The sequence below is a fragment of the Streptomyces sp. NPDC088194 genome (assembly GCF_040702025.1).
GTDB lineage: Bacteria > Actinomycetota > Actinomycetes > Streptomycetales > Streptomycetaceae > Actinacidiphila.
This window is the reverse complement of record NZ_JBFBIV010000004.1, coordinates 167,373-192,332: the sequence shown is the minus strand read 5'-3', so window position 1 is coordinate 192,332 and position 24,960 is coordinate 167,373. Positions and strand designations below refer to the sequence as shown.

The following is a 24,960-nucleotide window of genomic DNA, read 5'->3' as shown; positions in this document are numbered from 1 at the left end:
CCCGGCGCGATCAGCCACTGACCAGGAGTGGTCCCTCAACCGGCGGAACGGGGCAGCCGGGCGGGTCAGAGCCCCCAACGGGAGCGGGCCCGGACACCCTTCGGGCCGACCTGGGAACCGCTGGCTGCGGCTCGGCACCGAGGCCGTTGTCTACTGGGCGTCCGGGCCCTTCCCGGGTCACACCTGTCGATCGGGCGGCACTCCCCCCGCGTTCCGCGCCGCGGACGCTGGACCTGGCTGCCAGTGGCGGCGCGCGTGCGGCGCGGCGCCCCATGGCCCAGCGGTGTTCGACGCAACCGCGGAGAGCCCCCGGTCCGACGTCCTGTGGTGGACCTGGCCGAACCTACTCGCCCCCGACCAGCCACTGTCAACACCCCTGTGACCTGCGGACTCCCGGTAAATCAGCAGGTCAGTGGCGAGGCATCGGCGCGACCGCGACACGCCGCCACCGGTCCACCGCACACCGTTCGGCCGCATGCCGGAAAGCGCAGGTCACCCGTTCGGCGGGCGGTGGATCGTGCGGCCGGCGACGACCGTGCGCAGCGCGGTGGGCAGCGGCGCGCCGGGGGTGAGGTCGGGCAGGCCGGGGGTGCCGGAGCGGGGGTCGGTGGACCAGTTGGCGACGCGTTCGTCGGGGGTCTGCACGATCAGGTCGCCGACCTGCCAGACCGCGTAGTCGGCCGGGGCGCCGGGCACGAGCACGCCGGCGTCGTCGCGGCCGAGGGCGCGCCAGCCGCCGCGGGTGTGGGCGTTGAAGGCGGCGCGGGCGGAGATGCGGTGCTCGGGCGTGCGGTGGAAGGCGGCCGCGCGGACGGTGCCCCAGGGGTCGAGGGGGGTGACGGGGCTGTCGGAGCCGAGGACGAGCGGCACCCCGGCGCGGGTCATCGCGGCGTACGGGTTGAGGGTGCGGGCCCGCTCGCGGCCGAGGCGGGCCGCGTACATGCCGTCGTCGCCGCCCCAGGCCGCGTCGAAGGCGGGCTGCACGGACGCGATCAGGCCGTACTCCGCGAACGCGGCGATCGTCGCGTCGGTCATCGACTCGGCGTGCTCGACGCGGTGCCGCAGGGCCCGTACGCGGTCCAGGCCGGCCGTGGAGGCCGCCGCGCGCACTCCGTCGACCACGGCGGCCACCGCGGCGTCCCCGATGGCGTGGAAGCCCGCCTGGACCCCTGCCTGGGTGCACAGGGTGAGGTGGCGGGCGATGGTGTCGGCGTCGAGGTAGGTGACGCCGCGGTGGCCGGCCTCCGCGTCGGGGCCGTGGTCGGCGTACGGATCGTGCAGCGCGGCGGTGCGGGAGCCGAGCGAGCCGTCCACGAAGAGGTCACCGCCGGCGCCGACCGCGCCGAGGTCGCGCAGCCTCTCCAGGTCGGCCGGGCCGCTCACGGGCTCGGCCCAGTAGCCGTGCACGCGGGGGCCGGGTTCTGCGGCGGCGAGGGCGAGCAGGCCGGTGAGGTCGTCCTGCGAGGAGATGTCGGGGCCGGCGCACTCGTGCAGGCTGCCGATGCCGCGGGCGGCGGCGTGCCGGAGCGCGGCGCGCTGGGCGGCGGCGCGCTGGGCGGGGGTCACGGCGGCGTACGCGGCCGCGCGGGCGGCGTGGTGCGCGTCGCGGGTGAGCGGGCCGGCCGGGTGGTGGCCGGGCAGCTCGGCGGCGCCGGGCACCAGGTCGAGCAGGGCGGTGGTGACGACGGCGGAGTGCACGTCGGTGCGGGCGAGGTAGAGCGGGCGGCCGTGCACCGCCCGGTCCAACTCCTCGCGGGTCGGCGGGCGGCCCTCGGGCCAGCGGGTGTCGTCCCAGCCGTGGCCGAGCAGCACCCGGTCGCCGGGGTGCTGCTCGGCGTACGCGGCGGTGCGGGCCAGCGCGTCCGCGAGGGTGGGAGCCGCGCCGAGGTCGAGGCCGGTCAGGGCGAGGCCGGTGGCCGTGGTGTGCACGTGGGCGTCGACGAAGGCGGGGGTGACCAGCGCGCCGTCGAGCTGGACGACCTGGTCCACGCCGTCGGCGAAGGAGTCGGCGGCGCCTTCCGAGCCGACCCAGGCCACCGTGTCGCCGTCGACCACCATCGCGGTGGCGAAGGGGTCGGCGGGGCTGTAGACGAAGCCGCCGCGCAGCAGCACGGTGCCGCCGGCGGGGCCGTCCAGGTCGTTCGGGTCGGGGGTCGTGGTCGCCGCTGCGGCGGGGCGCTGGTGCATACCGCCAGTCTCCCCCGGCCCGGGCCGGGATCAGATCCGGGGGGGCCTGGACTCGTAGGCGGTGGACAGGACCACGGTGGTGCGGGTGGAGACGCCGGCCAGCGACCGTATCCGGGAGAGCAGGTGCTCCAGCTCGATGGGCGCGGAGACCCGCACCTTGAGGATGTAGTTCTCGTCGCCGGCCACGCTGTGGCACGCCTCGATCTCGGGCACCTCGGCGAGCCGGTCGGCGATGTCGTCGGGCGCGCTGGGGTCGAACGGCTTGACGGAGATGAACGCGGTCAGCGACAGGCCGACCGCTTCCGGGTCGATGACGGCCGCGTACCCGCGGATGACGCCGCGCTGCTCCAGCCGGCGCACCCGCTGGTGCACGGCCGAGGTGGACAGGCCGGTGGCCTTGCCCAGGTCGGTGTAGCTCATCCGCCCGTCGGCGACGAGCAGTTCCACGATGTGCCGGTCCAGCTCCTCCACAGCCGACGACCTTACCGGCACGGAGGGGTTCGCGGTCACGGGACGGCCGGGCTCGGGCTGGTCGGTCATGGCACCAGCATCCGGCGCAGGAAGGCGTTGCCGAAGGTGCCGTCGGGGTCGGTGGCCGCGACCAGCGCCTGGAAGTCGGCCATCCGGGGGTAGAGGCCGCGGACGGTGGCGGGGTCGGTGGTGGCGAGTTTGCCCCAGTGCGGGCGGGCCGCGTAGGGGGCGAGGGCGGCCTCGATCCGGCCGAGCACGGGGGTGACGGCGGCCGGGTCCTGGCGCCAGGTGAAGTGCAGGGCGACGGTGTCCTGCCCGTAGGCGGGGCTGAGCCAGAGCCGGTCGGCGGCGACGGTGCGGACCTCGCAGATCTGCAGGACCGGCGCGACCGTCTCGCGCAGGGCGGCGACGGCGGCGATCGCGGCGGTGGCGTGGGTGCGCGGCACGAGGTACTCGGACTGGAGTTCCTCGCCGCTGCTGGGGGTGAACTCGGGGCGGAAGTGCGGCAGCCGCTCGTGCCAGGGGCCGGGGGTGCCGTCCTGCGGGGTGCAGTGCACCGGGTCGACGCCGGGCACGGGGTGCAGCGGGCCGGGGGCGGGCGCGGTCCAGGGCAGTTCGGGTTCGGGGGTGCCGTCGAGCCGCTTGAGCCATATCTGGGTGAAGCGGTCGGCGCGCCAGTCGGTGAAGAGGCTGACGCTGTAGGCGGCGCCGGTGAGCGCGTCGAAGTGGGTGAGGGCGTCGTCGAGCGCGAGGCCGGTGCGGGTGGTCTGCCGGACCTGGAAGGTGGGCACCACGTCGAGCGTGAGGTGGGTGGCGATGCCGAGCGCGCCGAGTGCGACGACGGCGCCGTCGAAGCGGTCGCCGTCCTTGTCGCGGCTGAGGCTGAGGGTGTCGCCGCCGGAGGTGACCAGGTCCAGGGCGGTCACGGAAGTGCCGAGCGAGCCGTTGGCGTCGCCGGAGCCGTGGGTGCCGGTGGCGACCGAGCCGGCCACCGAGATGTGCGGCAGGGAGGCGAGGTTGGGCAGCGCGAGGCCGTGGGCGTGCAGGTGCGCGGCGAGTTCGGCGTAGCGCACTCCGGCGGCGACGCGGACGGTGCCGGCGGCGCTGTCGATGTCGATCTCGGCCGGGAGCGCGGTGAGTTCGACGAGATCGCCGTCGGTGTCGGCGATCTCGTTGAAGGAGTGGCCGCTGCCGAGCGCCTTGACCCGGCGGCCGCCGGCCACGATCGCGCGCAGCTCGTCGAGGGTGGCGGGGCGGTGCACGCGTTCCGCGGTGAAGGTGAGGTTGCCCGCCCAGTTGGTCCGCATGCCGTGCCACTCCCGCCCGCCGGCTCTCCGCCGGCACAACCGCGCTGGTCCCCGCCCTTTCGCCACCCTATAAGGCGGGTCGGCGGGGCACGGCCCGGGGCATTCCGGGGGCGTACGGGCGCATGGCGGGGGCGCATCCACCGCCCACCCGGCGAGTGTGACGAAGGCCACACGGCGACCGTGCGGAGCACTCCGTATGGCGCGATTACCCGCGTAGCGCGGCGGGAAGTGCTCGCTATGGCCGCGTGCCTGATGCCGGGCCGGCCCAACGGAGGGCAACACCCAAGGGGGAACGCAGTATGCGTAACCATGTGCGCCACAGCCGCAGCGTGCGGACGACATCGGCCGTCGCGGAGGGGCACGAACGCGACCTCGTGCTCGCCCCGGCGCCCGCCCCCGCGGCCGAGGACGCGGACCTGGCCGACGGGTACGACGACGCGGAGGAGCCGTACACCGACGAGGAGGGTGCCGAGGAGGAGGGCGCCGACCTCGCCGATGTCGTACGGCTGGCCTGCCCGGTCTGCGCGCGGCCGATCGCGGTGGCCGGCGACGACAGCGTGCTGCCGTCGCACGCGGTGTGCCCGAACCCCTGGCAGCCGTTCGGGCTGACCGTCTGCACCGGTTCCGGCCGCGCGGTCGCCGACGCGGGGTCCCTGGAGCCGCTGGTGCTCGCCCCCGCGACCGAGCAGTTCACGGCCGCGCTCCCGCTCGACTGGCGTACGCAGCCCTTCTCCCACGTCGGTGGGCCGGGCTCCCGCCCGATCCTCGTCCCCCTCCAGCGCGACGCCCACCCGCTCGCGGCCTAGGCGTCATCACCGCGAGCGCTGTCGACACGGCCCACGGCGGGAAGCCGTACCCCCCGCCGCGGGACGCTAGTCGCGGGACTCGGGTCCCACCAGGTGCCGGGCAATCACCATCCGCTGGATCTGGTTGGTGCCCTCGACGATCTGCAGCACCTTCGCCTCGCGCATGTACCGCTCGACCGGGAAGTCCGCGGTGTAGCCGTATCCCCCGAGCAGTTGCACCGCGTCCGTGGCGACCTGCATCGCGGTGTCCGTGCAGAACAGCTTCGCCATCGCCGCCCGGGCGCTGAAGTCCTGCCCGGCGTCGCGCAGTCGAGCCGCCGTCAGGTAGAGCGCGCGGCCCGCCTCGACCCGGGTGGCCATGTCGGCGAGCATGAACCGCAGCCCCTGGAAGTCCGCGATCGGGCGGCCGAACTGGCGGCGCTGCCCCATGTAGCCCACCGCGGCGTCGAGCGCGGCCTGCGCCACGCCGATCGCGCACGCGGCGATGCCCAGCCGCCCGGCGTCGAGCGCGGCCAGTGCGATCGCGAAGCCCTGGCCCTCCTCGCCGATCCGCCGCTCGTCGGCCACCTCGACCCCGTCGAAGTGCATCTGGGCGGTCGGCGAGCCCTTCATGCCCATCTTCCGCTCGGGCGCGCCCGCGCTCAGCCCGGACGCGTCGCCGGGCACGAGGAAGGCGGAGATGCCGTGCGCGCCCTCGCCGCCGGTGCGGGCCAGCACCGTGTAGAAGTCGGCGACGCCGCCGTGCGTGATCCACGCCTTGGTGCCGTCGATGGTCCAGGAGTCGCCATGGCGCACGGCCCGGGTGCGCAGGCTCGCCGCGTCGGAACCGGAGGTCGGCTCGGACAGGCAGTAGGCGCCGAGCAGTTCGCCGCCGAGCATCGCGGGCAGGTGGTCGGCGCGCTGCTGCTTGCCGCCGAACGCGGCCACCGCGTGGCAGGCCAGCGTGTGCACGCTGACACCGAGCCCCACGGTCAGGCGCGCGGCCGCCAACTCCTCCAGCACCTGCAGGTAGACTTCGTACGGCTGGCCGCCGCCGCCGTGCTCCTCGGCGTAGGGCAGGCCGAGCAGTCCGGAGCTCCCGATCAGGGCCATGGTCTCCCGCGGGAAGCGCCCGGCCTCCTCCTCGGAGTCCGCGGCGGGCGCGATCTCGCGCCGGGCCAGGTCACGGGTCAGGTCGAGCAGGAAGCGGGCCTCATCGGTGGGCAGCTGCCTTTCGACCGGCTGCGGGCCTTGCTGGGGCATGACGGCACTTCCTCCCTGTGGGGTGGCGGCGGCCCCTCGCCTGGGTGTGGTGGAGCCGTCCGGTGAGAACTACCCCGATCCCGTCGCGGTCTCCCACGCCGGGTCGCGGCAATGGTGATCAACGGGTCCGGCGGATGGAGTATGCCGTACGGCGGCGTCCCCGTCACAGGCGATTCCCCGCCACAAGCCCCCCGGCGGGTCCGCAACCGCGCGGGCGGCCGACCGCGTCCCCTGGTTCGGTGCCCGGGTGGTCCGGGCGGTCGCGGGTGATCCTGGCGGATGCCGGCGAACGAAGCGGAAGGGCCACGTACGCTGCTGCGCATGGAGAGCTTGGGGGCGGCCGATCCCCGTTCGGTGGGTGGGTATCCGCTCTTCGCACGGCTGGGAGCGGGCGGGATGGGACAGGTCTACCTGGCCCGCACGGTCGCGGGGCGGCCGCTGGCGCTGAAGACGGTCCGCGCGGAGTTCGGCCTGGACCCGGCGTTCGGCGAGCGGTTCGCCCGCGAGATCAGGAACGCGGACCGGGTGCGCTCGCCGTGGACCGCCGCCGTGGTCGACTACTCCCCCGTCGGCGCGAGCCCGCAGTGGCTGGCGACCGAGTACGTGGCCGCGCCGTCGCTGGCGGACTGGGTGCGCGAGCACGGGCCGCTGCCCGGCGACAGCGTGGCGGCGCTCGGCGTGGAGCTGTGCGAGGCCCTGCACGCGGTGCACCACGCCGGGCTCGCGCACCGTGACGTGAAACCGTCGAACGTCCTGCTGCCGCGGGCCCGTCCGCTGCTGATCGACTTCGGCATCGCCCGTGCCGCCGAGGACACCCGGCACACCAGCACCGGTGCGATGATCGGCTCGCCCGGCTACATGGCACCCGAGCAGGCGGCCTCCGGGACCTCCGCCGAGCCCGGCGACCTGTTCTCGCTCGGCGCGGTGCTGGTCTACGCGGCGACCGGCCGCGGCCCGTTCAACCACCCCGGGGAGACCGCCTCGACGCCGGCGCTGCTGTACCGCGTGGTGCACGAGGAGCCGGACCTGAGCGGAGTGCCCGCCGCGCTGCTGCCGGCGCTGACCGCGCTGCTGGCCAAGAGCCCCGCGGACCGTCCGACCGCGCTGGGGGCGGCCGAGTTGCTGCGCGGACCGGGCGGGGCGGCTGCCGCGCCGTCGCCCTGGTCCGGGCACCTGCCGCCGGGGCTGCCCGACGAACTGGCCGCCCGCGAGGAGGAGATGCGGGCGACGCTGGGCGATCCGCCGGCGCCCGACGCCGGCCCGGGTCCCGCCGGTCCCGCCGAGCCGCCGGCCAAGCCCGCGACGGCGCCCCCGGCCGCTCCGCCCGCGCCCGGCGCCCCGCTGGTGGCGGCCACCACGCCCTACGGTCCGGCGTCCACGACGTTCCGGCACCCCGCCTACCAGGGGCCGCCGGCGGCCAGCGGGCAGCCGGCTCAGGGCCCGCCCGGGCAACCGCTCGCACCGCCCGCCCACGGCTCGCCCGGCGGCCCGAACCGCGGTGGGGGCCGGCGGACCACGGTCGTCGCGGCGGCGGCGGTCGCCGTCGTCCTGGTGGTCGTGGGCACCCTCGCGGTGCACCGCTGGCGGCAGCACACGGGCTCCGGCGACGGCTCGAACGCGGACGCGCCCACCACCTCGGCCACCGCGACCACGAACGGAACGGGCGCGGCCGGCGGCTCCACCGGCAGCGGCGACTCCGGCTCCGGTTCGGGCTCCGATTCGGGTTCCGGTTCGGGCGACAAGCTGCCCTCCTCCTGGATCGGCACCTGGTCCGGTGTCGGTCCCGGCCTGGCCTCGGTCACCGGGAAGACGAAGGTCACCCTCACCCTCACCGGCGGCACGCGCGGGAGCGTGGTCGGCAAGGAGGTCACCCACGTCACCGCGCTGCTCTCCGGCCAGGACATCGGCTGCACCGACACGCTCAGCTTCAGCGAGCAGGAGGGCTCCACCGTGATCTTCCAGGCGGTGGCCAGCGCCCCGTCCGACCCGTCCAGCGGCACCGTGTGCGTCCAGGGCCGGATCTACACCCTCAGCATCGACAGCGGCGGCGACACGCTGCGGCTCGCCGACTTCAGCGGCGGCCAGTCGGTGGGTGCCCCCGACACGTTCACCAAGCAGAACTGACCGGTCGTCACGGGCCGGCCACCGGCCCGCCGACCAACCGACCGGGCGCCGGCGCGGGCGGCCTCAGCTGGCGTCGGCGAGCAGGAGGGTGCCCAACTGCTCGGGCGGGGCGGGACGTCCGTAGAACCAGCCCTGGCCGGTGTCGCAGCCCAGGTCCCGCAGGTAGTCGGCCTGGGCGCTGGTCTCGACGCCCTCGACGGTGACGGACAGGCCGAGGCCGTGCGCGAGGGAGACGATGCCCTCGACGATCTTCAGGTCGACCGGGTCGGCGGGGTGGTGGCTCATCCCCCGGGAGAAGGCGCGGTCGAGCTTGAGCACGCTGACGGGCAGCCAGCGCAGCGAGGAGAGGTTGGAGTAGCCGGTGCCGAAGTCGTCCAGGGCGATCTCGACACCGAGGTCGGCGATCCGGCGCAGCGGCTTCAACGCGTCCTGGTCGGCGCCGATCAGCGCGCTCTCGGTGACCTCCAGGCAGAGCGACTCCGGGGCGAGCCCGCTGTCGTCCAGCACCCGGGTCACCTCGGCGACCAGGTCGGGGTGGTGCAGCTGGATCGGCGAGAGGTTGACGTTCACCCGGGGGGCGCGTGCGCCGTGGTGGCTGCGCTGCCACACCTCGGCCTGCCGGACGGCCTGCTCCAGCACCCAGCGGCCGAGCGGCACGATCTGCCCGGTGTGCTCGGCGAGCGGGATGAACCGGTCCGGCCCGAGCACGCCGTGCACCGGGTGGCCCCAGCGGACCAGGGCCTCCGCGCCGTGCACGACGCCGTCGCTGAGCCCGATCAGCGGCTGGTACTCCACGAAGAACTCGCCGCGCTCCAGGGCGCCCGGCAGCCGGTTGGTGAGGCTGTGCCGGGTGATCGCGCGGGCGTCGGCGTCGGGGTCGGCGACCTCGTAGCGGTTGCCGCCCAGTTCCTTGGCGCGGTACATGGTGATGTCGGCGCTGCGCAGCACGTCGGCGGCGGCGTGCGAGGCGGTCGGGGTGAGCACGATGCCGATGCTGCCGTGCACCGGCAGTTCGCGGCCGTCGAGGAGCACGGGCGCGGACAGTGCGGACAGGATGCGGCCGGCCAGATCGGTGACGGCCTCCAGGCTCGGCGGGTCGGTGTAGAGGGCGACGAACTCGTCGCCGCCGATCCTGGCCACGAGCTGGTCGGGCGTGGTCAGGCAGTCCCGCAGCCGCTCGGCGACGGCGACCAGGAGCTGGTCGCCCACCGCGTGGCCGAGGCTGTCGTTGACCGCCTTGAAGCCGTCGAGGTCGAGGTAGCACAGGCCGATCCGGCGGCCCGGGCCCGTACCGCCGCCGTCGGTGGAGGCGGTGGGGGCGGTGGGGGCGCCGGTCGCCGGGGCGGCTGCGCGGTGTGAGCGGTCGCCCGGTGTGCCGCCGTCGGCGCCTTGCTCTGGCGAGGCGGGGGCCGCCGTCGCGGCGGATACCCCGGGCGCGTCGGTCTCGGCTGTCGCGGCGAGTGCCTGGTCGAGCCGTTCGAAGAACAGGGCGCGGTTGGGCAGGCCGGTGAGGGCGTCGTGGGTGGCCTCGTGGCGCAGCCGGTGCAGCAGCTGGCGGCGCTCGGTGATGTCCTCCAGCAGGGCGAGTTGGTACTGGGGGCTGCCGGTGGCGTCGCGGAGCAGGGAGACCTGGAGGTTGGCCCACAGCACGGAGCCGTCGGCCCGGGGGTACGCCTTCTCGATGTGGTAGCCGTCGCGTTCGCCGCGGACCAGTTCGCCGTTGAGGGCGACGGTGGTCACCGCGTTGTCGGGGTGGGCCCACTCCGAGACGGTGCGCTGCATGACGTGCTTCTCGCCGCCGAACATCCGGCTGAGCGCGTCGTTGACCTCCACGACACGGCCGTCCAGGTCGGCGATGCCGATGCCGACGGCGGCCCCCTCGAAGACCGCGCGGAAGCGGGCCTCGCTGGCGGCCAGCGCGCGTTCGGCGTCGGCCTGGGCGGCCAGCGCGGCCCGGGAGATGGACTCCTGCTCGTTCAGGGTGCGTTCGCGCAGCGCCTGGGAGAACCCGACGGCGACGGCGTGCTGGAGGCGGGAGCAGCGGGCGCGCGCCTCGTCGGCGGGCAGGCCGCCGCCGGGCGGGCAGTACAGCACGAGATAGGCGTCGATGATGCCGAGGATGCTGGGCAGCGCCTCGGGGTCGGTGCAGTGCGCGCCGACCAGGGCGGCACCGACCGGCACGGCGGCGCGCGGGTCGAACCGGTCGGCGCTCAGCGCGTCGCTGAGCACGCGGGCCAACGGCCTCAGGTACGACTCCAGTTCGGCCCGCGTCATGGAGGTGGCGGTCAGCGGGTAGACCGCGCGGCCCCATATGGCGGCGAACCTGCGCAGGTTGTCCTCCGCCTCCGCTTGAGCTTGCGCTTGCGCTTGCGCTTGCGCTTGCGCGGAACCCTCCGTCCCGGCGTGGGCTTCCACTTCGGCGGCGGATTCCGCCTCGGCGGGGCCCGCCGTCCGGGCGGTGTCTGCCGTCCGGGCGGGCACCGCGGTTGCGGCTCGGGCTCTGTTTGCGGCGGTGACCCCGCTCCCGTCGACGGCTCCGGTGGCGCCGGACGCTCCGATTTCGGCCGCGGCCGCGCTCCCTGACGCGCTCGTGGTCACGCTCCCGGATACGCTTCCGGACGCGGCGGCCGGCTCCCCGCCGGCCCGCCGCGCCGCGCCCCCGGCCGCGGCCGGCTCGGCGGTCACGCCTTCAGCCCCACACCGGCGAGACCGTGCAGCACCGACGGGTCGTCGTCGTCGGCCGGCGGGGTGTCGGGCCGCCAGAAGGGCAACGGCACGATGCCCGGCTCCACGATGTCGAAGCCGTCGAAGAAGGGCTCCAACTCGGCGGCGGTGCGCATGATCAGCGGGGTGCTGGTGCGCTGGTAGACCTTCTGGACACCGCGCTGGCCGGCCGGGGTCGGGCCGTACTCGACAGTCGCGTGGGTGATGACCATGACGCTGCCGGGGGCCAGCGCGTCGCGCAGGGTGGCGATGAGTTCGGCGGGGCGGTCGTCGTCGGCGAGGAAGTGGACGACGGCCACCAGCATCAGCGCGACCGGCCGGGACAGGTCGAGCAGCCTGCCGGTCTCGGGGGCGTCGAGGATCGACCGGGGGTCGCGCAGGTCGGCGGCGACGATCGTCGCGTCGTCGTTGCCGTCCAGGACGGCGCGGCTGTGGGCGACCGCGACCGGGTCGTTGTCGACGTAGACGACGCGGGCGCCGGGGTGGCCGGCCTGGGCGACCTCGTGGACGTTGCCGAAGGTGGGGATGCCCGAGCCGATGTCCAGGAACTGGGTGATCCCGCGGTCCAGGGCGAAGTCCACCGCCCTGCGCATGACGGCCCGGTTGGCCTGGCCGATCTTGGGTATCCCCGGCAGCGCGCTGAGCGCGACCCGAGCCGCTTCCCGGTCGACCTCGAAGTTGTGCGAGCCGCCCAGGAAGTAGTCGTAGATCCGGGACACGCTCGGCACGGTGATGTCGATGCCTTGCGGGGCCCAGGACGGTCGCTCGGTCACGGTCGGTGTCTCCAGGTCGGGGGGAGTGCGGACACGGCAGGCGGGCACGGCCGGATCGGGCAGACTCCCGGATGCTCAACCGAGGTTACTGATCACATGTTCGGAGTGAAGCACATAACCGGAAAAGCGAGGTCCGTTTTGGTCGGCTACCACCGGCATGTGCATATGCGAAAACGCGCACGTGCGGAGATGCGCACCCAGCCGAAAGGGCCCGTGGCGCAAGCGCGCCACGGGCCCGACCTCGGCTTTCGAGATCCGTGCGGATCAGTGCTGCGACCGGCGCGTGCGCCGGCCCTGACGGCTCAGCAGGCGCCCTCGTCCTTCCACACGCCCCACTCACCGGTGGTGCCGGGCTGCTCGTTCGTGGTCCACCACTGCGCGAGCCACTTGTGGCCGCCGTACGAGACCTCGTCGCCGCCGTTGTAGACCGCGGACGCGCTCCAGGCGGACACGCTCGCGCAGTCGCCGCCGCCCGGCGGGCTGGTGGGCGGGGTGGTGGGCGGCGTGGTCGGCGGGTCGGTGGGCGGGGTCGCGCCGGCGAACTTCACGGAGTACTTGGCGAAGTCCCAGGCGCCCTGCGGAACCGAGCTGCACGTACCGGACGTGGTGCCGTTGTTGTCCGGCGGGGTGCACTGGCGGTCGCGGTTGAGCGACCAGAAGGTGAAGCGGCCCATGCCGTGGCTGGTGGCGTAGTCCAGCACGGTCTGGAAGTCCGCCTGGTAGAAGTACTCCCCCGAGTCGCTGCGGCCGTTCATGCCGGAGAAGCCCTCGTGGGCGTAGGCGGTGGCGGCGTCCCAGCCGAAGGTGCTCTGGAGCAGCCCGTTGAACGCGGTCAGGGCCGCGGTCTGGGAGGCGGCGCCGCTGAAGCCGCCGTCGAACGGCATGATGGAGAAGTTGTTCGGGGTGAAGCCGAGCGACTTGGCCTCGTTGAGCATCTGCTGGCCGAACCAGCCGGTGCCGGCCGCGGTGCCCGCGGTGGTGACCGAGATGTAGATGCCGGGGTTGTTCCGCTGCAGGATCTGGGCGGCGCCCAGCTCGTTGGCGACCGCCGCGGTGTTCTCGTACTCCGGCTCCTCCAGGTCGAAGTCGATCGCCTTGAGCTGGTACTTGGTGACGACCTGCTGGTACGCGGCCGCGGTCGAGGCCGCGTCGGAACACGCCTGGCCGAGCTTGGTGCCGCCGTAGCCGCCGATCGAGACGGAGACGTCGCCGCCCTTGGCACGGATCGCGGCGATGGTGCTCGCGACCGAGGTGTCCGAGGAGACCGCGTTGGTGCCGCCCCAGGTGGGGCTGCAGCCGCCGCCGTTGGGGGCGAGGATGAAGGCGAGCTGGAACGCCTTGAGCCCGGTGGCGTCCATGATCGCGGTGGCGTCCGGCGGGTCGTTGTCCAGCGGCATCAGATAGGGCGCGGCGGCGTACCAGTTGTTGCCGAGCGCGCTCGCGGTGGGTGCCGCGCTGGCCTGGCCGGTGCCGAGGGCGGCGGCGGTGCCCAGCCCGGCGACGGCGAGCACCGCGGCGGCCACTCCCGTGCCGAGGGCTTTGAGACGGTTCACGTCGGACCTCCTGTGGGGGAACGTGGCAGCAGGTTCCTGCGATGATCCGAACACGTCAATAGGTTGGTCCAGACCTTTGGGTCAATCCACAAATTGGTCTCTACCAGTTGGACCACGTGAAAAGGGCCCCGACCCCGCGGAAGACGCGGGACCGGGGCCCTGGAGCTGTCGTGCCGTCGAACCGTCAGCTGTCATGCCGTCAGCCGTCAGCCGTCATCCGTCAGCCGTCATCCGTCATGCCGTCATGCCGTCGAACCGTCAGCTGTGGAGCCGTCAGCCGTCCAGCCGTCGACCGGACTCAGACGACGCCGACGGAGGCGAGCGCGCGCTTCTGCCCGGGGCTCGGCTTCGCCGGGAAGTACAGGTACACCACGCCGCCGGAGCCGGAGCCGACCGAGCCGGTCGCGGTGATCCGCTTCGTCCGCAGCCACACCGTCTCGAACTGGGCGCGCTTGTAGACGTTGCGCACCGCGTCGTCGCTCTCGCTGGCCGGGTCGTTCATGATCACGTCGCCCTCGGCGGTGAAGCCGACCATGCACATCAGGTGGCCCGAGGTGCTGTAGTTGGACCCGTCCAGCTCGCTGGCCAGGAACGACTGTGACGTTATCACCGGGATGCCGGCCTTGATCAGCCGCTCCGCGTCGTTGAGCGAGTGCAACTGGGTGACGACGCCCTGCATGTCCTTGTACGTGGCCGCGTAGGCCGCGTTGAACGGCCAGTTGCCACAGCCCTCGTACTGGTAGTCGTACGTGTAGCGGGCGCCCTGGTCGACCTGCGGGTCGGTGTAGGAGGGGTCCACCCAGGCCAGGTCGGCCGCGGTCGGGCCGCGGCCCCAGTACTCGATGCACATGGTGGACGAGGTGGGGCTGCACCACGCCTCGCCGCCGTTGTCGTACTGCGGGTACTGGCCCTTGTGGATGTCCTGCGAGTAGCGCGGCACCGGCAGTTCGACGGCGCCCTTCAGGCTCGGCACGGACGCGGGCACCGTGTAGCGGTCGGGGATGTTCGAGGCGAACGCGCCGACGCGCCACACGGTCGGGGTGTCGTGGCTGCCGGGCTTGCGGTAGAGGGTGACCCGCAGCCGGTAGGAGGCGAGCAGCTTGCCCGCAGTGGCGTCGTCGATGGAGAACGTGTCGGTGTAGATGCTGCTGGTGTCGTCGCCCTGGTCGTCGACGGAGGTGCGGCGGATGTCCTCGTCGCTGTCGCCGGAGGTCCAGCGGCCCATCACGTAGGCCGGAGTGGCGGTGCCGTCGGTGTACGTGCCCAGCAGCTCCACCTGAATCCAGGTGCCCGCGGGCGTCTGCGCGTTCCACGAGGAGACCAGCTCGGTGGCGGGGTGCGGGAGCTTGCGCGCCGGCGACGTCCAGGAGGCGTACTCGTACGTGGCGGTCTTGCCGGTGTGCGGGTCGGTGTAGTCCGACGTGCCGGCCGGGCGGACGATCCGCACCCCGGGGCGGGAGCCGGGCACCGGGAGGGTGCCCTGGTGCTCGCCGAACAGCCAGTCGGGGTAGGTGCTCCAGCCGTGGTAGTCGACCGGCGCGGGGTCGGCCGCGGCGGCGCCGCCCTTGCCGCCGCTGTGCGCGGCCCGCCCCGCGGCGGTCCCGGTGCCGGCCGGCGCGGCGGCCGGGGCGGCGGAAGCGGTCTGCGCGTTCGAGGCGGCGACGCCGGCCGCGGCGGCGAGCGCGGCGGTCAGCACGGCACGCCGGGGCGCGTTACTGGTCATGATGGGTGGTACCTCGGTTCCCCTCGACGTGAACGGGAGATGGCCCGTCCGGGCCCTGCTGGGGCACGGTGGGTGCCGACCACTATCGTCGCTGACCGGGTCGTTCCACCAGGGGTGCCGTGTTCCCAGACCGATCAATATTGGACTGGACCACTGGCGGTCACCCGGGAAGAACCACCAGGTCACGCCCGGTCAGATTGAGCCGCTCGCCGCCTTCTTCGGTGCACACCGCGATGTCCTCGATGCGCGCGCCGAACCGGCCGGGCAGGTAGATCCCCGGCTCGACCGAGAACGCCATCCCCGGCTCCAGCGGCCGGGCGCTGCCCGTCACGATGTACGGCTCCTCGTGGGTCTCCAGGCCGATGCCGTGGCCGGTGCGGTGGATGAAGTGCTCGCCGTACCCGGCCGCGGCGATCCGGTCCCGGCCCACCGCGTCGAGCTGCTCCGCGGTGATCCCGGGGCGCACCGCGTCCGTCTGCGCGGTCTGGGCGGCGAGCAGCACCTCGTACAACTCCCGGAACGCGGCGGGCGGTTCGCCGACCGCGTAGGTGCGGGTGGAGTCCGAGCAGTATCCGTCGGGGGTGGTGCCGCCGATGTCCACCACCACCGGGTCGCCGGACTTCACCACCCGGTCGGAGACCTCGTGGTGCGGGCTGGCGCCGTTCGGTCCCGAGCCGACGATCACGAAGTCGACGGTGGCGTGGCCGGCCGCGATGATCGCGTCGGCGATGTCCTTGCCGATCTCGCGTTCGGTGCGGCCGGGCCGCAGCCACTCGCCGATCCGGCGGTGCACCCGGTCGATCGCCGCGCCCGCCCGGCGCAGCGCCTCGACCTCGGCGGGGCTCTTGCGCATCCGCAGCACCGACAGCACGTCACCGGCCAGGCCCGCCTGGGCGGCGGGCAGCGCGGCCTGGAAGGCGAGCAGCTTCTCGGCCCACATGTGGTTGTCGACCGCGAAACGGGTGACGTGCGGCGGCAGTCGCCGGGCGATCATCGCGTACGCGTCGTCGGTCTCGGCGAAGCCGGTGATCTCCACGCCGAGGGCGCCGGCCGGGGACGCCTCGGCGGCCGCCTTCTCCAGTTCGGGCACCACCAGGAACGGGTCGCCGGCCGCCGGCAGCACCAGGCACGTCAGCCGTTCCAGCGGCAGGGCCTGATACCCGGTCAGATAGCGGAGGTCGGCGCCCGGGGAGACGAGGAGGGCGTCCAGCCCGGCGTCCTCGGCGGCCTGGCGGGCCCGGGCCAGTCGCTCCGGCGGAAACAGTTCGGCTGCGCCGGCCTTGCCGGTGGATTCGCTCACCCCCCTACGGTAGACGGCCGCGCCGCGCCGCGCCGGAAGGACGTCCGACCGTTTCGGCCGGCTCGACGCGGGACGGTGCCCGACGCGAGCCGGTGCCCGGCCCGGGACGGTGCCCGACGCGAGCCGGTGCCCGGCCCGGGAAGGTGCCCGACGCGAGACCGGGGGCCCGGCCCGGGAAGGCGCCCGGCCCGGGAAGGTGCCCGACGCGAGACCGGGGGCCCAGGGCGCGGGCCCACCGTTGCGGCAGCCGCTCCCCCGCGGGGGCGCCGGGCGGGCGGCTCGGCGAGGCGGGCCGTATGGTCGCGGGGTGGCGGATATGACGTTGACGGAGATGGCCGCGGGCATGGGCGGCCTGGCGCCGTCGTGCGGCCGGACCCGGCTGATCGCGGTGGACGGTCACGCGGGTGCCGGAAAGACCACCCTCGCCAGGCACCTCGCGGCGGCGCTCGGCGGCAGCCCGGTCGTCCACACGGACGACCTGGCCACGCACGAGCAGCCGTTCGACTGGACGGGCCGGCTGGCGACGCAGGTGCTCGGCCCGCTCGGCGCCGGCCGAGGCGCGGTGCACGAGGTCTACGACTGGCACGCGCGCCGGTTCGCGGGCGAGCAGACGGTGGACGCGGCGCCGTGCGTCGTGCTGGAAGGCGTCGGCACCGGCCGGGCCGCGCTGCGGCCCCACCTCGCGCTGGTGCTGTGGCTGGAGGTCGGCCCGGCCGAGGCGCGGCGGCGCGGACTGCGCCGGGACGGGCCGGAGTTGACCCCGTTCTGGACCGGCTGGACCGCCGCCGAGGACGCGCACTTCGCCGCCGACCCGACCCGCCCGTACGCCGACCTCCTGGTCCACCAGGACCAGGAAGGCGGCTACCGGTTCACCCCGGGCCCCGCGGCCCGCGCGGCGCAGCACCCGAACCCCGCCGACCGCTACGGTCGGTGAGCATCCGATGCCTGCCCGCTGCGGACCCCGACGGCCGGACCCGCGCCGGTCGGACCCGGTCGGCGAGTGATCGCAAGCGATCGGCGACCGCGCGCGATCTCGTCACGAACGGGCTTCCGCGATCGCTTGACCGGCCGGGTATCGAGAGATTACGTTTTCAACCAGCGGCGTTGCGCAGCCGCTCAGCAGACACGGAGCCCCCGATTGTTCCCCCGTGATCGGGGGCTTCGTCCTGCTCTCCGCGCCGTTCGCCACGCTGCCGGCGCGCCTTTCTCCTCACCCACCGTGACGACACGGCACCTCAAGGTCCCCTCCCCCGGCACGCCGTGCTCCCCCGTCCCGCTTGCCTCGGCACCCTACGGTGATCGGACCATCGCGGGTACGATGCGCGAAGGGGTCGGTGCGGTGCCTGGGGGGTATCGCAGTCTGCTCAACTCCCGCCCGTTGGCCACGGGTTGGGGCGTGCGTGTCCGCGAGGCGGGGGGACGGAGTGGTGGGGACTTGATGGACTTCGGCACCGACCGCCCGGGCGCGCCGGCCGATCTGGCCTGGTTGCGCGGGGTGGACGCGTACACGATGGGCGCTTACGTGCAGGCCGAGGAGGAGTTCAGGACCGCGGTCCGGCTGGACCCGGGCATGGCCGACGCGTGGCTGGGCCTGCACGCGCTGCGCGCCGACACCTCCACCGCGCTGCTCCAGATGTACCGGCACCGCGACCGCTTCGGCGAGCAGCGCGCCGCCCACCGCCGCACCCTCAACTCGTGGTACTGGCTGGGCTGGTGGGTGCAGCCGGTGCTGGAGAGCAGCCGCGACCTGCTGCTCGCGCACGCCTCGCACTGGCTGGACGGCCGCCATGTCGCCGAACTGGACCGGGCGTTGGCCGACTGCCCGCCGGTGGACACCGACCCGCAGGTGCGTTTCCTGCACGCCTGCCGCGCCTACCTGGTCAAGGACTGGGAGCGGCTGGTCCGGCACACCGAACCGCTGCTCGGCGACACCGTACTCGGCATCGAGGCGGGGCTGTTCGGCGGAATGGCCCGGGTCCGGCTGGAGATGTGCGGCCAGGCCGAACCGCTGCTGTCCGCCGCGCTGATGCGCTGCCGCAGCGAGCAGCCGCAGCGCAAGGAGCTGCGCTACTGGCTCGCCCGGGCCTACGAGGGCACCGGCCGCAGCGCCGCCGCCGTACCGCTCTACCGCGCCGTTCACCGGGTCGACGCGTCCTTCATGGACACCTCCGCCCGGCTCGCCGCGATCCACGAGTCCGACGACGGCCTCGACGAGGGCGCGGGACTGGCCGCGGTCTCGCTGGCCGGGGGTGGCGGCCAGGCCGTGCCCGAAGGCGGCGACCCGGACGGCGGCTACCCCGTCGACTTCCCGCCCGACCCGTCGGCGGCCACCGGCCCGGGCCCCGACGCCGAGTTGGACGAGTCACTGCTGATGTCCGGGCCGCTGGACGACGCGGTACGCGACCGGTCCGCGCCGCCGGCCGGCGGCGCGGCGGCCACCGGCGCGGCCGGACTGCCGCTCGGCGGCTCCGACTCCGTGCTGCTCGCCGAGGCGCTCGCCGAACTGGACCGGATGGTCGGTCTTGAGCCGGTCAAGCGCCAGGTGCGGGCGCTGTCGGCCCAGTTGCGGATGGCCCGGCTGCGGGCCGGGCAGGGCCTGCCGGTCCAGCCGCCGAAACGGCACTTCGTCTTCTCCGGCCCCTCCGGCACCGGCAAGACCACCGTCGCCCGTATCCTCGGCCGGGTCTTCTACGCCCTCGGCCTGCTCGGCGGCGATCACCTGGTCGAGGCCCAACGCTCCGACCTGGTCGGCGAGTTCCTCGGGCAGACCGCGGTGAAGGCGAACGAGCTGATCGACTCCGCGCTCGGCGGGGTGCTCTTCGTGGACGAGGCGTACGCCCTGTCCAACTCCGGCTACAGCAAGGGCGACGCCTACGGCGACGAGGCGCTCCAGGTGCTCCTCAAGCGCGCCGAGGACAACCGGGACCGGCTCGTGGTGATCCTGGCGGGCTACCCCGAGGGCATGGACCGGCTGCTCGCGGCGAACCCCGGACTCAGCTCGCGCTTCACCACCCGGGTGGACTTCCCCAGTTACCGTCCGCAGGAGCTGACCCGGATCGGTGAGGTGCTCGCCGGCGAGAACGGCGACCGGTGGGACGACGAGGCGCTCGACGAACTCGGCGCGATCAGCGGGCATGTCGTCGACCAGGGATGGGTCGACGAACTCGGCAACGGGCGCTTACTGCGGACCCTTTACGAGAAGAGCTGCGCCTATCGGGATCTGCGGCTGTCGGAGTACCCGGCCGCACCGAGCCGCGACGAGCTGGCCACGCTGCGCCTGCCGGACCTCATGCAGGCGTACGGCGAGGTGCTCTCGGGGCGGGGCCCCGGGGCCCCGCCCCCGGCCGACCCGACGGAGTGACGCCCGCGGGCGGCACCGCTCGCCGGACCGGGCCCGGGGACAGGGCCTGGGGACGCGGTTCGGGACATGACCCGGGGACATGACCCGGCGGCCAGGGCTCAGCGCACCAGTTCACCCGGCGAGGTGCCTTCGGCGGCCGGGCCCGGGAGCGGCACCCCGTTCTTCCGCGGGGACGCCCGGTGCGCGGGGTCACGGACCTCGCCGACCAGCTTTTCGAGCACGTCCTCCAGGGCGACCAGGCCGAGCACCCGCCCGTTCGCGTCGGTGACGGACGCGAGATGGGTGGCGGCGCGGCGCATGGACGTGAGGGCGTCGTCGAGCGGAAGGTCGGCGCGGAGGGTGGCCATCGGGCGCCAGAGCCGCTGCGGCACCGGCTGGTCGGGGTCCTCGACGTCGAGGATGTCCTTGACGTGGAGGTAGCCGAGATAGCCGGAACCGCCGGAGGCGTCCGCGCCGGCGGCCACCGGGAAGCGGGAGTAGCCGGTCCGCACGGTCAGCGCCTCGATCTCGCGGGCGGTGGCCCCCGGGCCGAGCGTGACCAGCTCGTCCGGGGTGAGCAGGACCTCCGTGACCGGGCGGGTGCCCAGCTCCAGGGCGTCCTCCAGCCGCTCCTGCTCGTCGGAGTCGAGCAGCCCCGCGGCGCGCGCGTCCTCGACCAGGACGGTCAGCTCGGCGCTGGTGAACACCGCGTCGACCTCGTCCTTCGGCTCGACCCGGAACGCCCGCAGGATGAGCCGGGCGCACGACCCGAGCACCGCGATCACCGGGCGGAAGACCCGGGCGAACCCGACCAGCCCGGGGGCGAGCCGCAGCGCGGCCTTCTCCGGGTCGGACATCGCCAGGTTCTTCGGCACCATCTCGCCGATCACCAGGTGCAGGAAGACCACGATGGCCAGCGCCAGCACGTAGCCGATCGGGTGCACCAGGTCGTGCGGGACATGGACGGCGGAGAAGGCGGGCTCCACCAGGTGGGCGACGGTCGGTTCGGCGACCGCGCCGAGGGTCAGCGAGCAGACGGTGACGCCGAACTGCGCGGCGGCCATCATCTGCGGCAGGTGCTCCAGCCCGTACAGGACGGTACGGGCGGCGCGCTGCTCCGCGGCGTGCGGCTCGATCTGGCTGCGGCGCACGGAGACGAGCGCGAACTCGGCGCCGACGAAGAAGCCGTTGCCGAGCACGAGCAGCACGGCGAACAGGAGTTGGAGTGCGCTCATCGCTGGTCGTCCCCCTCGACGCCCTCGACGCCGGCGGCACGGACAGCACCCGCGGCACCCGCGGCGCAGCCGGCGCCGTCGTCCGGTCCGTCGTCGGGTCCTGACGGAGCGGTCCGCACGATCCTGACGCGTTCGGCCCGGTGGTGGCCGACCTCCTCGACGCGCAGCAGCCAGCCGGGCAGGTCGGCGGTGTCGCCGACCTCGGGGATGCGGCCGAGCAGGTCGGCGACGAGACCGGCGACGGTCTCGTAGGGGCCCTCGGGCGCGGCCATGCCTATCCGGGCGAGGGTGTCGATCCGGCAGCCGCCGTCCGCCGCCCACGCCGGGTGGCCGTCCTCGGCCGGCGCCTGGGCGAGTTCGGGCAGGTCGGCGGTGTCGTGCTCGTCGCGCACCTCGCCGACCAGCTCCTCGACGATGTCCTCGAGGGTGACCACGCCGGCGGTGCCGCCGTACTCGTCGACGACCACCGCGATCGGCTGCTGGCTGCGCAGCAGTTCCAGCAGGTGCTGGACCGGCAGCGTCTCGGGCACCAGCAGCGGGGCGACGGCGATCCGCGACACAGGGGTGCGGTCGCGCGCGTCGGCGGCCACCGCGAGCGCGTCCTTGAGGTGCACCATGCCGGTGGTGTCGTCCAGCCGCTCGCGGTAGACGGGGAACCGGGACAGGCCGGTGGCGCGGGTGAGGTTGAGGACGTCGGCGGCGGTCGCGGTGTCCTCCAGGGCGCTGACCCGCACCCGGGGAGTCATCACGTTCTCCGCGGTGAGGTCGCCGAGCGACAGGGTGCGCACGAACAGGTCGGCGGTGTCCGGCTCCAGGGCGCCGGCGAGCGCGGAGTGCCGGGCCAGCGAGACCAGTTCGCCGGGGGTGCGGGCGGAGGCCAGCTCGTCGGTGGGCTCCACGCCGAGCATCCGCACCAGGCGGTTCGCGGCGCGGTTGAGCAGCTCGATCACCGGGCGGAAGGCGCTGGAGAAGGCCCGCTGCGGGCCGGCCACCATCCGTGCGACGGCCAGCGGGCGGGAGACCGCCCAGTTCTTCGGTACGAGTTCGCCGATCACCATCTGCACGCCGGAGGCGACCATCATGCCGATCACCACGGCGAAGCCGGGGGCGGCGCCTTCCGGCAGGCCGGCGGCGTGCAGCGGGTCCTCCAGCAGGTCGCCGAGCGCGGGCTCCGCGAGCATGCCGACGACCAGCGAGGTGATGGTGATGCCGAGCTGGGTGCCGGAGAGCTGGAAGGAGAGTTTCCGCAGGGCGGCGACCACGCTGCGGGCTCTGCGGTCGCCCTCGGCCGCGGCCCGCTCGGCGGCGGGGCGCTCCACCGTCACCAGGCCGAACTCGGCGGCGACGAAGAAGCCGTTGGCGAGGATCAGAACGAATGCTGCCGCGAGCAGCAGCAACGGGGTGCTCATGAGGCCGCCGCCCCGCGTTTCCGGTGGGAGTTCCGGGCGGGAGGGGCGGCGCAAGTACTACCGGACGGTTCGTCCATCGGGGTGTGAGTGTCACTCCTCGGGTGGGCGCCGCGCGGGGCAGCGCCGGGGTGGGTGGGCGCGGTCGAGTGCGCTTGGTGAACCAGGGTAGTCACTGCGGGCGCGCCCGCGAAGTGACGGTGCCCACCCGGCGGAAGACGGCTGCCCCCGCGGGGACGGGGTGCTCTCGGGACAGACGGTCGCCCCGGCGCCGGGGGCGGGGGCACCGCGGCCCCCTGGGAATGGCCCCCTTACGAGGACGGGGCCTCGCCCAGCGCTTCCACCAGCTCACGCAGCCTCCGGGCGTCGCGCACCGCGCGCCCCCGGGCGATCCCGGGCTGAATCCCCATCACCGCCAGGGTCGTGCCGTCGGCGAGGTCGAGGCGGACCCAGGCGTCGCCGTGCCCGAGGTTGACCCCGAGCACCTCGGCCCAGGCCAGCCGCCGCCGCACCGTGAGGTTCACCACGGTGAGCCCGCTGGTGTCGGCGACGGCCTTCGGCCGGCTCAGCAGCGTCAGTCCCGCACCGATCAGCACGGCCGTGCCGACCACGGTGCCGCGCTCGGCGGTGCTCCAGGGCGAGGCGCCGTCATGCGGCATGAGCACCGCGACGCTGGTCAGCACCACGACGATCGCCACGGCGAGTGTGAGCAGCACCACACGGGTGACGACCGGCCGGAAGGTGATCGGCAGGTCGTCCGGCGCGGCAGCGGCGGCCGTGGGGTGTTCGGCCGGGGCGCCGGGCATCGTCACAGCCGGGCGGCGTGGATGCCGGTGGTCAGGATGGCGCGGGCGCCCAGGTCGTAGAGCTGGTCCATGATGAGCTGGGCCTCGGCGGTGGGCACCATCGCGCGGACCGCGACCCAGCCCTCGTGGTGCAGCGGGGAGACGGTGGGCGATTCGAGCCCGGGGGTCAGCGCGACGGCCTTCTCGACCTGCTCGACGCGGATGTCGTAGTCCATCATCACGTACCGCCGCGCGACCAGGACGCCTTGCAGGCGGCGCAGGAACTTCCGCACGTCGACGTCGTCGGGCTCGGCGCCGGTGCGGCGGATGACGACGGCCTCGGACTCCATGATCGGCTCGCCGAACGCCTCCAGGCCGGCGATGCGCAGCGAGGTGCCGGTCTCCACCACGTCGGCGATGACCTGGGCGACGCCGAGCTGGATCGCGGTCTCCACGGCGCCGTCGAGGTGGACGACGGAGGCGGCCACGCCGCTGTCGGCGAGGTGCTTGGCGACCACGCCCTCGTAGGAGGTGGCGACGGTCAGCCCGGCCAGGTCGGTCACGTCGCTCGCGGTGCCGGGCTTGGCGGCGTACCGGAACGTCGAGCGGGCGAAGCCGAGTTGCAGGATCTCCTCGGCGCTCGCCCCGGAGTCCAGCAGCAGGTCGCGGCCGGTGATGCCGATGTCGAGCCGGCCGGAGCTGACGTAGATCGCGATGTCGCGCGGGCGCAGGTAGAAGAACTCGACGTCGTTCACGTTGTCGAACAGGACGAGTTCCTTGGACTCCTTGCGCTGGCGGTAGCCGGCCTCATGGAGCATGGCCGCCGCGGGTCCGGAGAGTGCACCCTTGTTCGGTACGGCGATGCGCAGCATGGGGTCGGGTTCCTTTTCTTCGTCGGGTTCTTCGAGTACGGCGGATGTGCCGGACGTGCCGGCTTCATCGGTGGTGCGGGGGGACTCGCGGCGGTACGGGTCCGCGGGAGACGCGGACCCGCCGCGCGTGCGCGGTGCGCCGGGCGTACGGTGCCGCCCGGCTCACAGATGGGCGTAGACGTCCTCCAGGGAGATCCCGCGCGCCACCATCATCACCTGAACGTGGTACAGCAGCTGCGAGATCTCCTCGGCGGTCGCGTCCGGACCTTCGTACTCGGCCGCCATCCACACCTCGGCGGCCTCTTCGACCACCTTCTTGCCGATCGCGTGCACGCCCTTCCCGACCAGTTCGGCGGTGCGGGAAGTGCTGGGGTCGCCGGTGGCGGCCTTCTGCCGGAGCTCGCTGAACAGCTCCTCGAATGTCTTGTCAGCCATGGTGGTCCCTAGCGTACGGGGAAGTGCCCGGGGACCATCGCCATGGTTCGGATGCTGGTCACCGCCACGGTTCGGAGACCGAGCGCAGGATGGCCGCGGTGGCCACCGCGGCGGTCACCGCTTCGTGGCCCTTGTCCTCGGTGGAGCCGGGCAACCCGGCCCGGTCCAGCGCCTGCTCCTCGTTGTCGCAGGTGAGGATGCCGAAGCCGACCGGGACTCCGGTCTCCACGGAGACCTGGGTGAGCCCGGCGGTGACGCCCTGCGAGACGTACTCGAAGTGCGGGGTGCCGCCGCGGATGATCACGCCGAGGGCGACGATCGCGTCGTAGCCGCGGCCGGCCAGCACCTTGGCGACGACGGGCAGTTCGAAGCTGCCCGGCACCCGCAGCAGGGTCGGCTCCTCGATGCCGAGGTCGCGCAGGGCGCGGACCGCCCCGTCCACGAGGCCGTCCATCACCTGGGTGTGCCACTGCGCCGCGATGACGGCGACCCGCAGGTCACCGCAGTTCTTCACGGTCAGTTCCGGGGCGCCCTTGCCGCTCACTTCTCTCCTCGGGTAGTGCTTCGGGTGGTGGTGCCGGGGGTGCTGCTTCGGGTGGTGCTGCTTCGGGTGGTGCTGTTTCGGGTGGTGCTGTTGCCCGCGACGGTCTCGGGCAGGGCGCCGGGGACGGCCGCTT

The 24,960-nt window shown here is 74.0% G+C and carries 19 protein-coding genes; 4 read left to right on the top strand and 15 right to left on the bottom strand.

Features of this window, described 5'->3' with window-relative positions:
• Positions 1-492 precede the first annotated feature (492 nt).
• The 3 genes from AB0399_RS03430 to AB0399_RS03420 all read right to left on the bottom strand — a co-directional run bounded on the left by AB0399_RS03430 (position 493) and on the right by AB0399_RS03420 (position 3,965).
• Positions 493-2,187, bottom strand: coding sequence for an amidohydrolase family protein (locus AB0399_RS03430; protein ID WP_366410079.1), 1,695 nt, complete (start codon positions 2,185-2,187; stop codon positions 493-495).
• A gap of 30 nt (positions 2,188-2,217) precedes the next feature.
• Positions 2,218-2,658, bottom strand: a complete 441-nt coding sequence (locus AB0399_RS03425; protein WP_328473841.1) for an Lrp/AsnC family transcriptional regulator — start codon at positions 2,656-2,658, stop codon at positions 2,218-2,220.
• Positions 2,659-2,723: 65 nt separating this feature from the next.
• Entirely contained in the window at positions 2,724-3,965 is a 1,242-nt protein-coding gene (locus tag AB0399_RS03420) for a D-arabinono-1,4-lactone oxidase (protein ID WP_329371733.1), read from the bottom strand.
• 329 nt (positions 3,966-4,294) lie between these two features.
• Between AB0399_RS03420 and AB0399_RS03415 the strand changes: the two genes are divergently transcribed.
• On the top strand, positions 4,295-4,771 hold the full coding sequence (locus AB0399_RS03415) for a hypothetical protein (protein ID WP_329371731.1): 477 nt from the start codon (positions 4,295-4,297) through the stop codon (positions 4,769-4,771).
• Positions 4,772-4,837: 66 nt separating this feature from the next.
• Here AB0399_RS03415 and AB0399_RS03410 read toward each other — a convergent pair whose 3' ends face one another.
• Positions 4,838-6,013: an acyl-CoA dehydrogenase family protein gene (locus AB0399_RS03410; RefSeq protein WP_329371729.1), complete on the bottom strand. Its 1,176-nt coding sequence runs from the start codon at positions 6,011-6,013 to the stop codon at positions 4,838-4,840.
• Between the two features lie 321 nt (positions 6,014-6,334).
• On the opposite strand from AB0399_RS03410, the gene AB0399_RS03405 reads away from it, so the two are divergent.
• Positions 6,335-8,137 carry a serine/threonine-protein kinase gene (locus tag AB0399_RS03405; protein WP_366410078.1) on the top strand — a complete coding sequence of 601 codons (1,803 nt, stop codon included), beginning with the start codon at positions 6,335-6,337 and terminating at the stop codon, positions 8,135-8,137.
• A gap of 63 nt (positions 8,138-8,200) precedes the next feature.
• Here AB0399_RS03405 and AB0399_RS03400 read toward each other — a convergent pair whose 3' ends face one another.
• The 5 genes from AB0399_RS03400 to AB0399_RS03380 form a co-directional block, all read right to left on the bottom strand.
• The gene (locus tag AB0399_RS03400; RefSeq protein WP_366410077.1) at positions 8,201-10,411 is read right to left on the bottom strand and encodes an EAL domain-containing protein; all 2,211 of its coding nucleotides are present in this window, start codon (positions 10,409-10,411) and stop codon (positions 8,201-8,203) included.
• A gap of 407 nt (positions 10,412-10,818) precedes the next feature.
• Positions 10,819-11,634, bottom strand: coding sequence for an SAM-dependent methyltransferase (locus AB0399_RS03395; RefSeq protein ID WP_329371723.1), 816 nt, complete (start codon positions 11,632-11,634; stop codon positions 10,819-10,821).
• A gap of 302 nt (positions 11,635-11,936) precedes the next feature.
• A complete protein-coding gene (locus tag AB0399_RS03390) occupies positions 11,937-13,187 on the bottom strand; it encodes a carbohydrate-binding protein (RefSeq protein WP_329371721.1) in 1,251 nt (416 codons plus the stop codon).
• A gap of 298 nt (positions 13,188-13,485) precedes the next feature.
• The gene (locus AB0399_RS03385) at positions 13,486-14,910 is read right to left on the bottom strand and encodes a C39 family peptidase (protein WP_366410076.1); all 1,425 of its coding nucleotides are present in this window, start codon (positions 14,908-14,910) and stop codon (positions 13,486-13,488) included.
• Between the two features lie 160 nt (positions 14,911-15,070).
• On the bottom strand, positions 15,071-16,210 hold the full coding sequence (locus AB0399_RS03380) for a Xaa-Pro peptidase family protein (protein WP_366410075.1): 1,140 nt from the start codon (positions 16,208-16,210) through the stop codon (positions 15,071-15,073).
• Positions 16,211-16,526: 316 nt separating this feature from the next.
• Between AB0399_RS03380 and AB0399_RS03375 the strand changes: the two genes are divergently transcribed.
• Complete coding sequence (locus tag AB0399_RS03375) at positions 16,527-17,144, top strand: hypothetical protein (RefSeq protein WP_366410086.1); 618 nt, start codon at positions 16,527-16,529, stop codon at positions 17,142-17,144.
• A gap of 504 nt (positions 17,145-17,648) precedes the next feature.
• Positions 17,649-19,571 (top strand): AAA family ATPase, encoded by a 1,923-nt coding sequence (locus AB0399_RS03370; RefSeq protein ID WP_366410074.1) that lies wholly within the window; start codon positions 17,649-17,651, stop codon positions 19,569-19,571.
• A gap of 98 nt (positions 19,572-19,669) precedes the next feature.
• On the opposite strand, the gene AB0399_RS03365 is transcribed toward AB0399_RS03370, so the two are convergent.
• The 6 genes from AB0399_RS03365 to ribH all read right to left on the bottom strand — a co-directional run bounded on the left by AB0399_RS03365 (position 19,670) and on the right by ribH (position 24,827).
• On the bottom strand, positions 19,670-20,785 hold the full coding sequence (locus AB0399_RS03365) for a hemolysin family protein (RefSeq protein ID WP_329371715.1): 1,116 nt from the start codon (positions 20,783-20,785) through the stop codon (positions 19,670-19,672).
• Entirely contained in the window at positions 20,782-22,194 is a 1,413-nt protein-coding gene (locus AB0399_RS03360; protein WP_329371713.1) for a hemolysin family protein, read from the bottom strand. The genes AB0399_RS03365 and AB0399_RS03360 overlap by 4 nt, the downstream gene beginning before the upstream one ends.
• A gap of 308 nt (positions 22,195-22,502) precedes the next feature.
• Entirely contained in the window at positions 22,503-22,997 is a 495-nt protein-coding gene (locus AB0399_RS03355) for a PH domain-containing protein (RefSeq protein ID WP_328461399.1), read from the bottom strand.
• 2 nt (positions 22,998-22,999) lie between these two features.
• Positions 23,000-23,848, bottom strand: a complete 849-nt coding sequence (gene hisG / locus AB0399_RS03350) for an ATP phosphoribosyltransferase (RefSeq protein WP_328461400.1) — start codon at positions 23,846-23,848, stop codon at positions 23,000-23,002.
• Between the two features lie 162 nt (positions 23,849-24,010).
• On the bottom strand, positions 24,011-24,283 hold the full coding sequence (locus AB0399_RS03345; protein ID WP_103887687.1) for a phosphoribosyl-ATP diphosphatase: 273 nt from the start codon (positions 24,281-24,283) through the stop codon (positions 24,011-24,013).
• 58 nt (positions 24,284-24,341) lie between these two features.
• Positions 24,342-24,827 (bottom strand): 6,7-dimethyl-8-ribityllumazine synthase, encoded by a 486-nt coding sequence (ribH, locus tag AB0399_RS03340; protein WP_328461401.1) that lies wholly within the window; start codon positions 24,825-24,827, stop codon positions 24,342-24,344.
• Between the last annotated feature and the right edge of the window lie 133 nt (positions 24,828-24,960).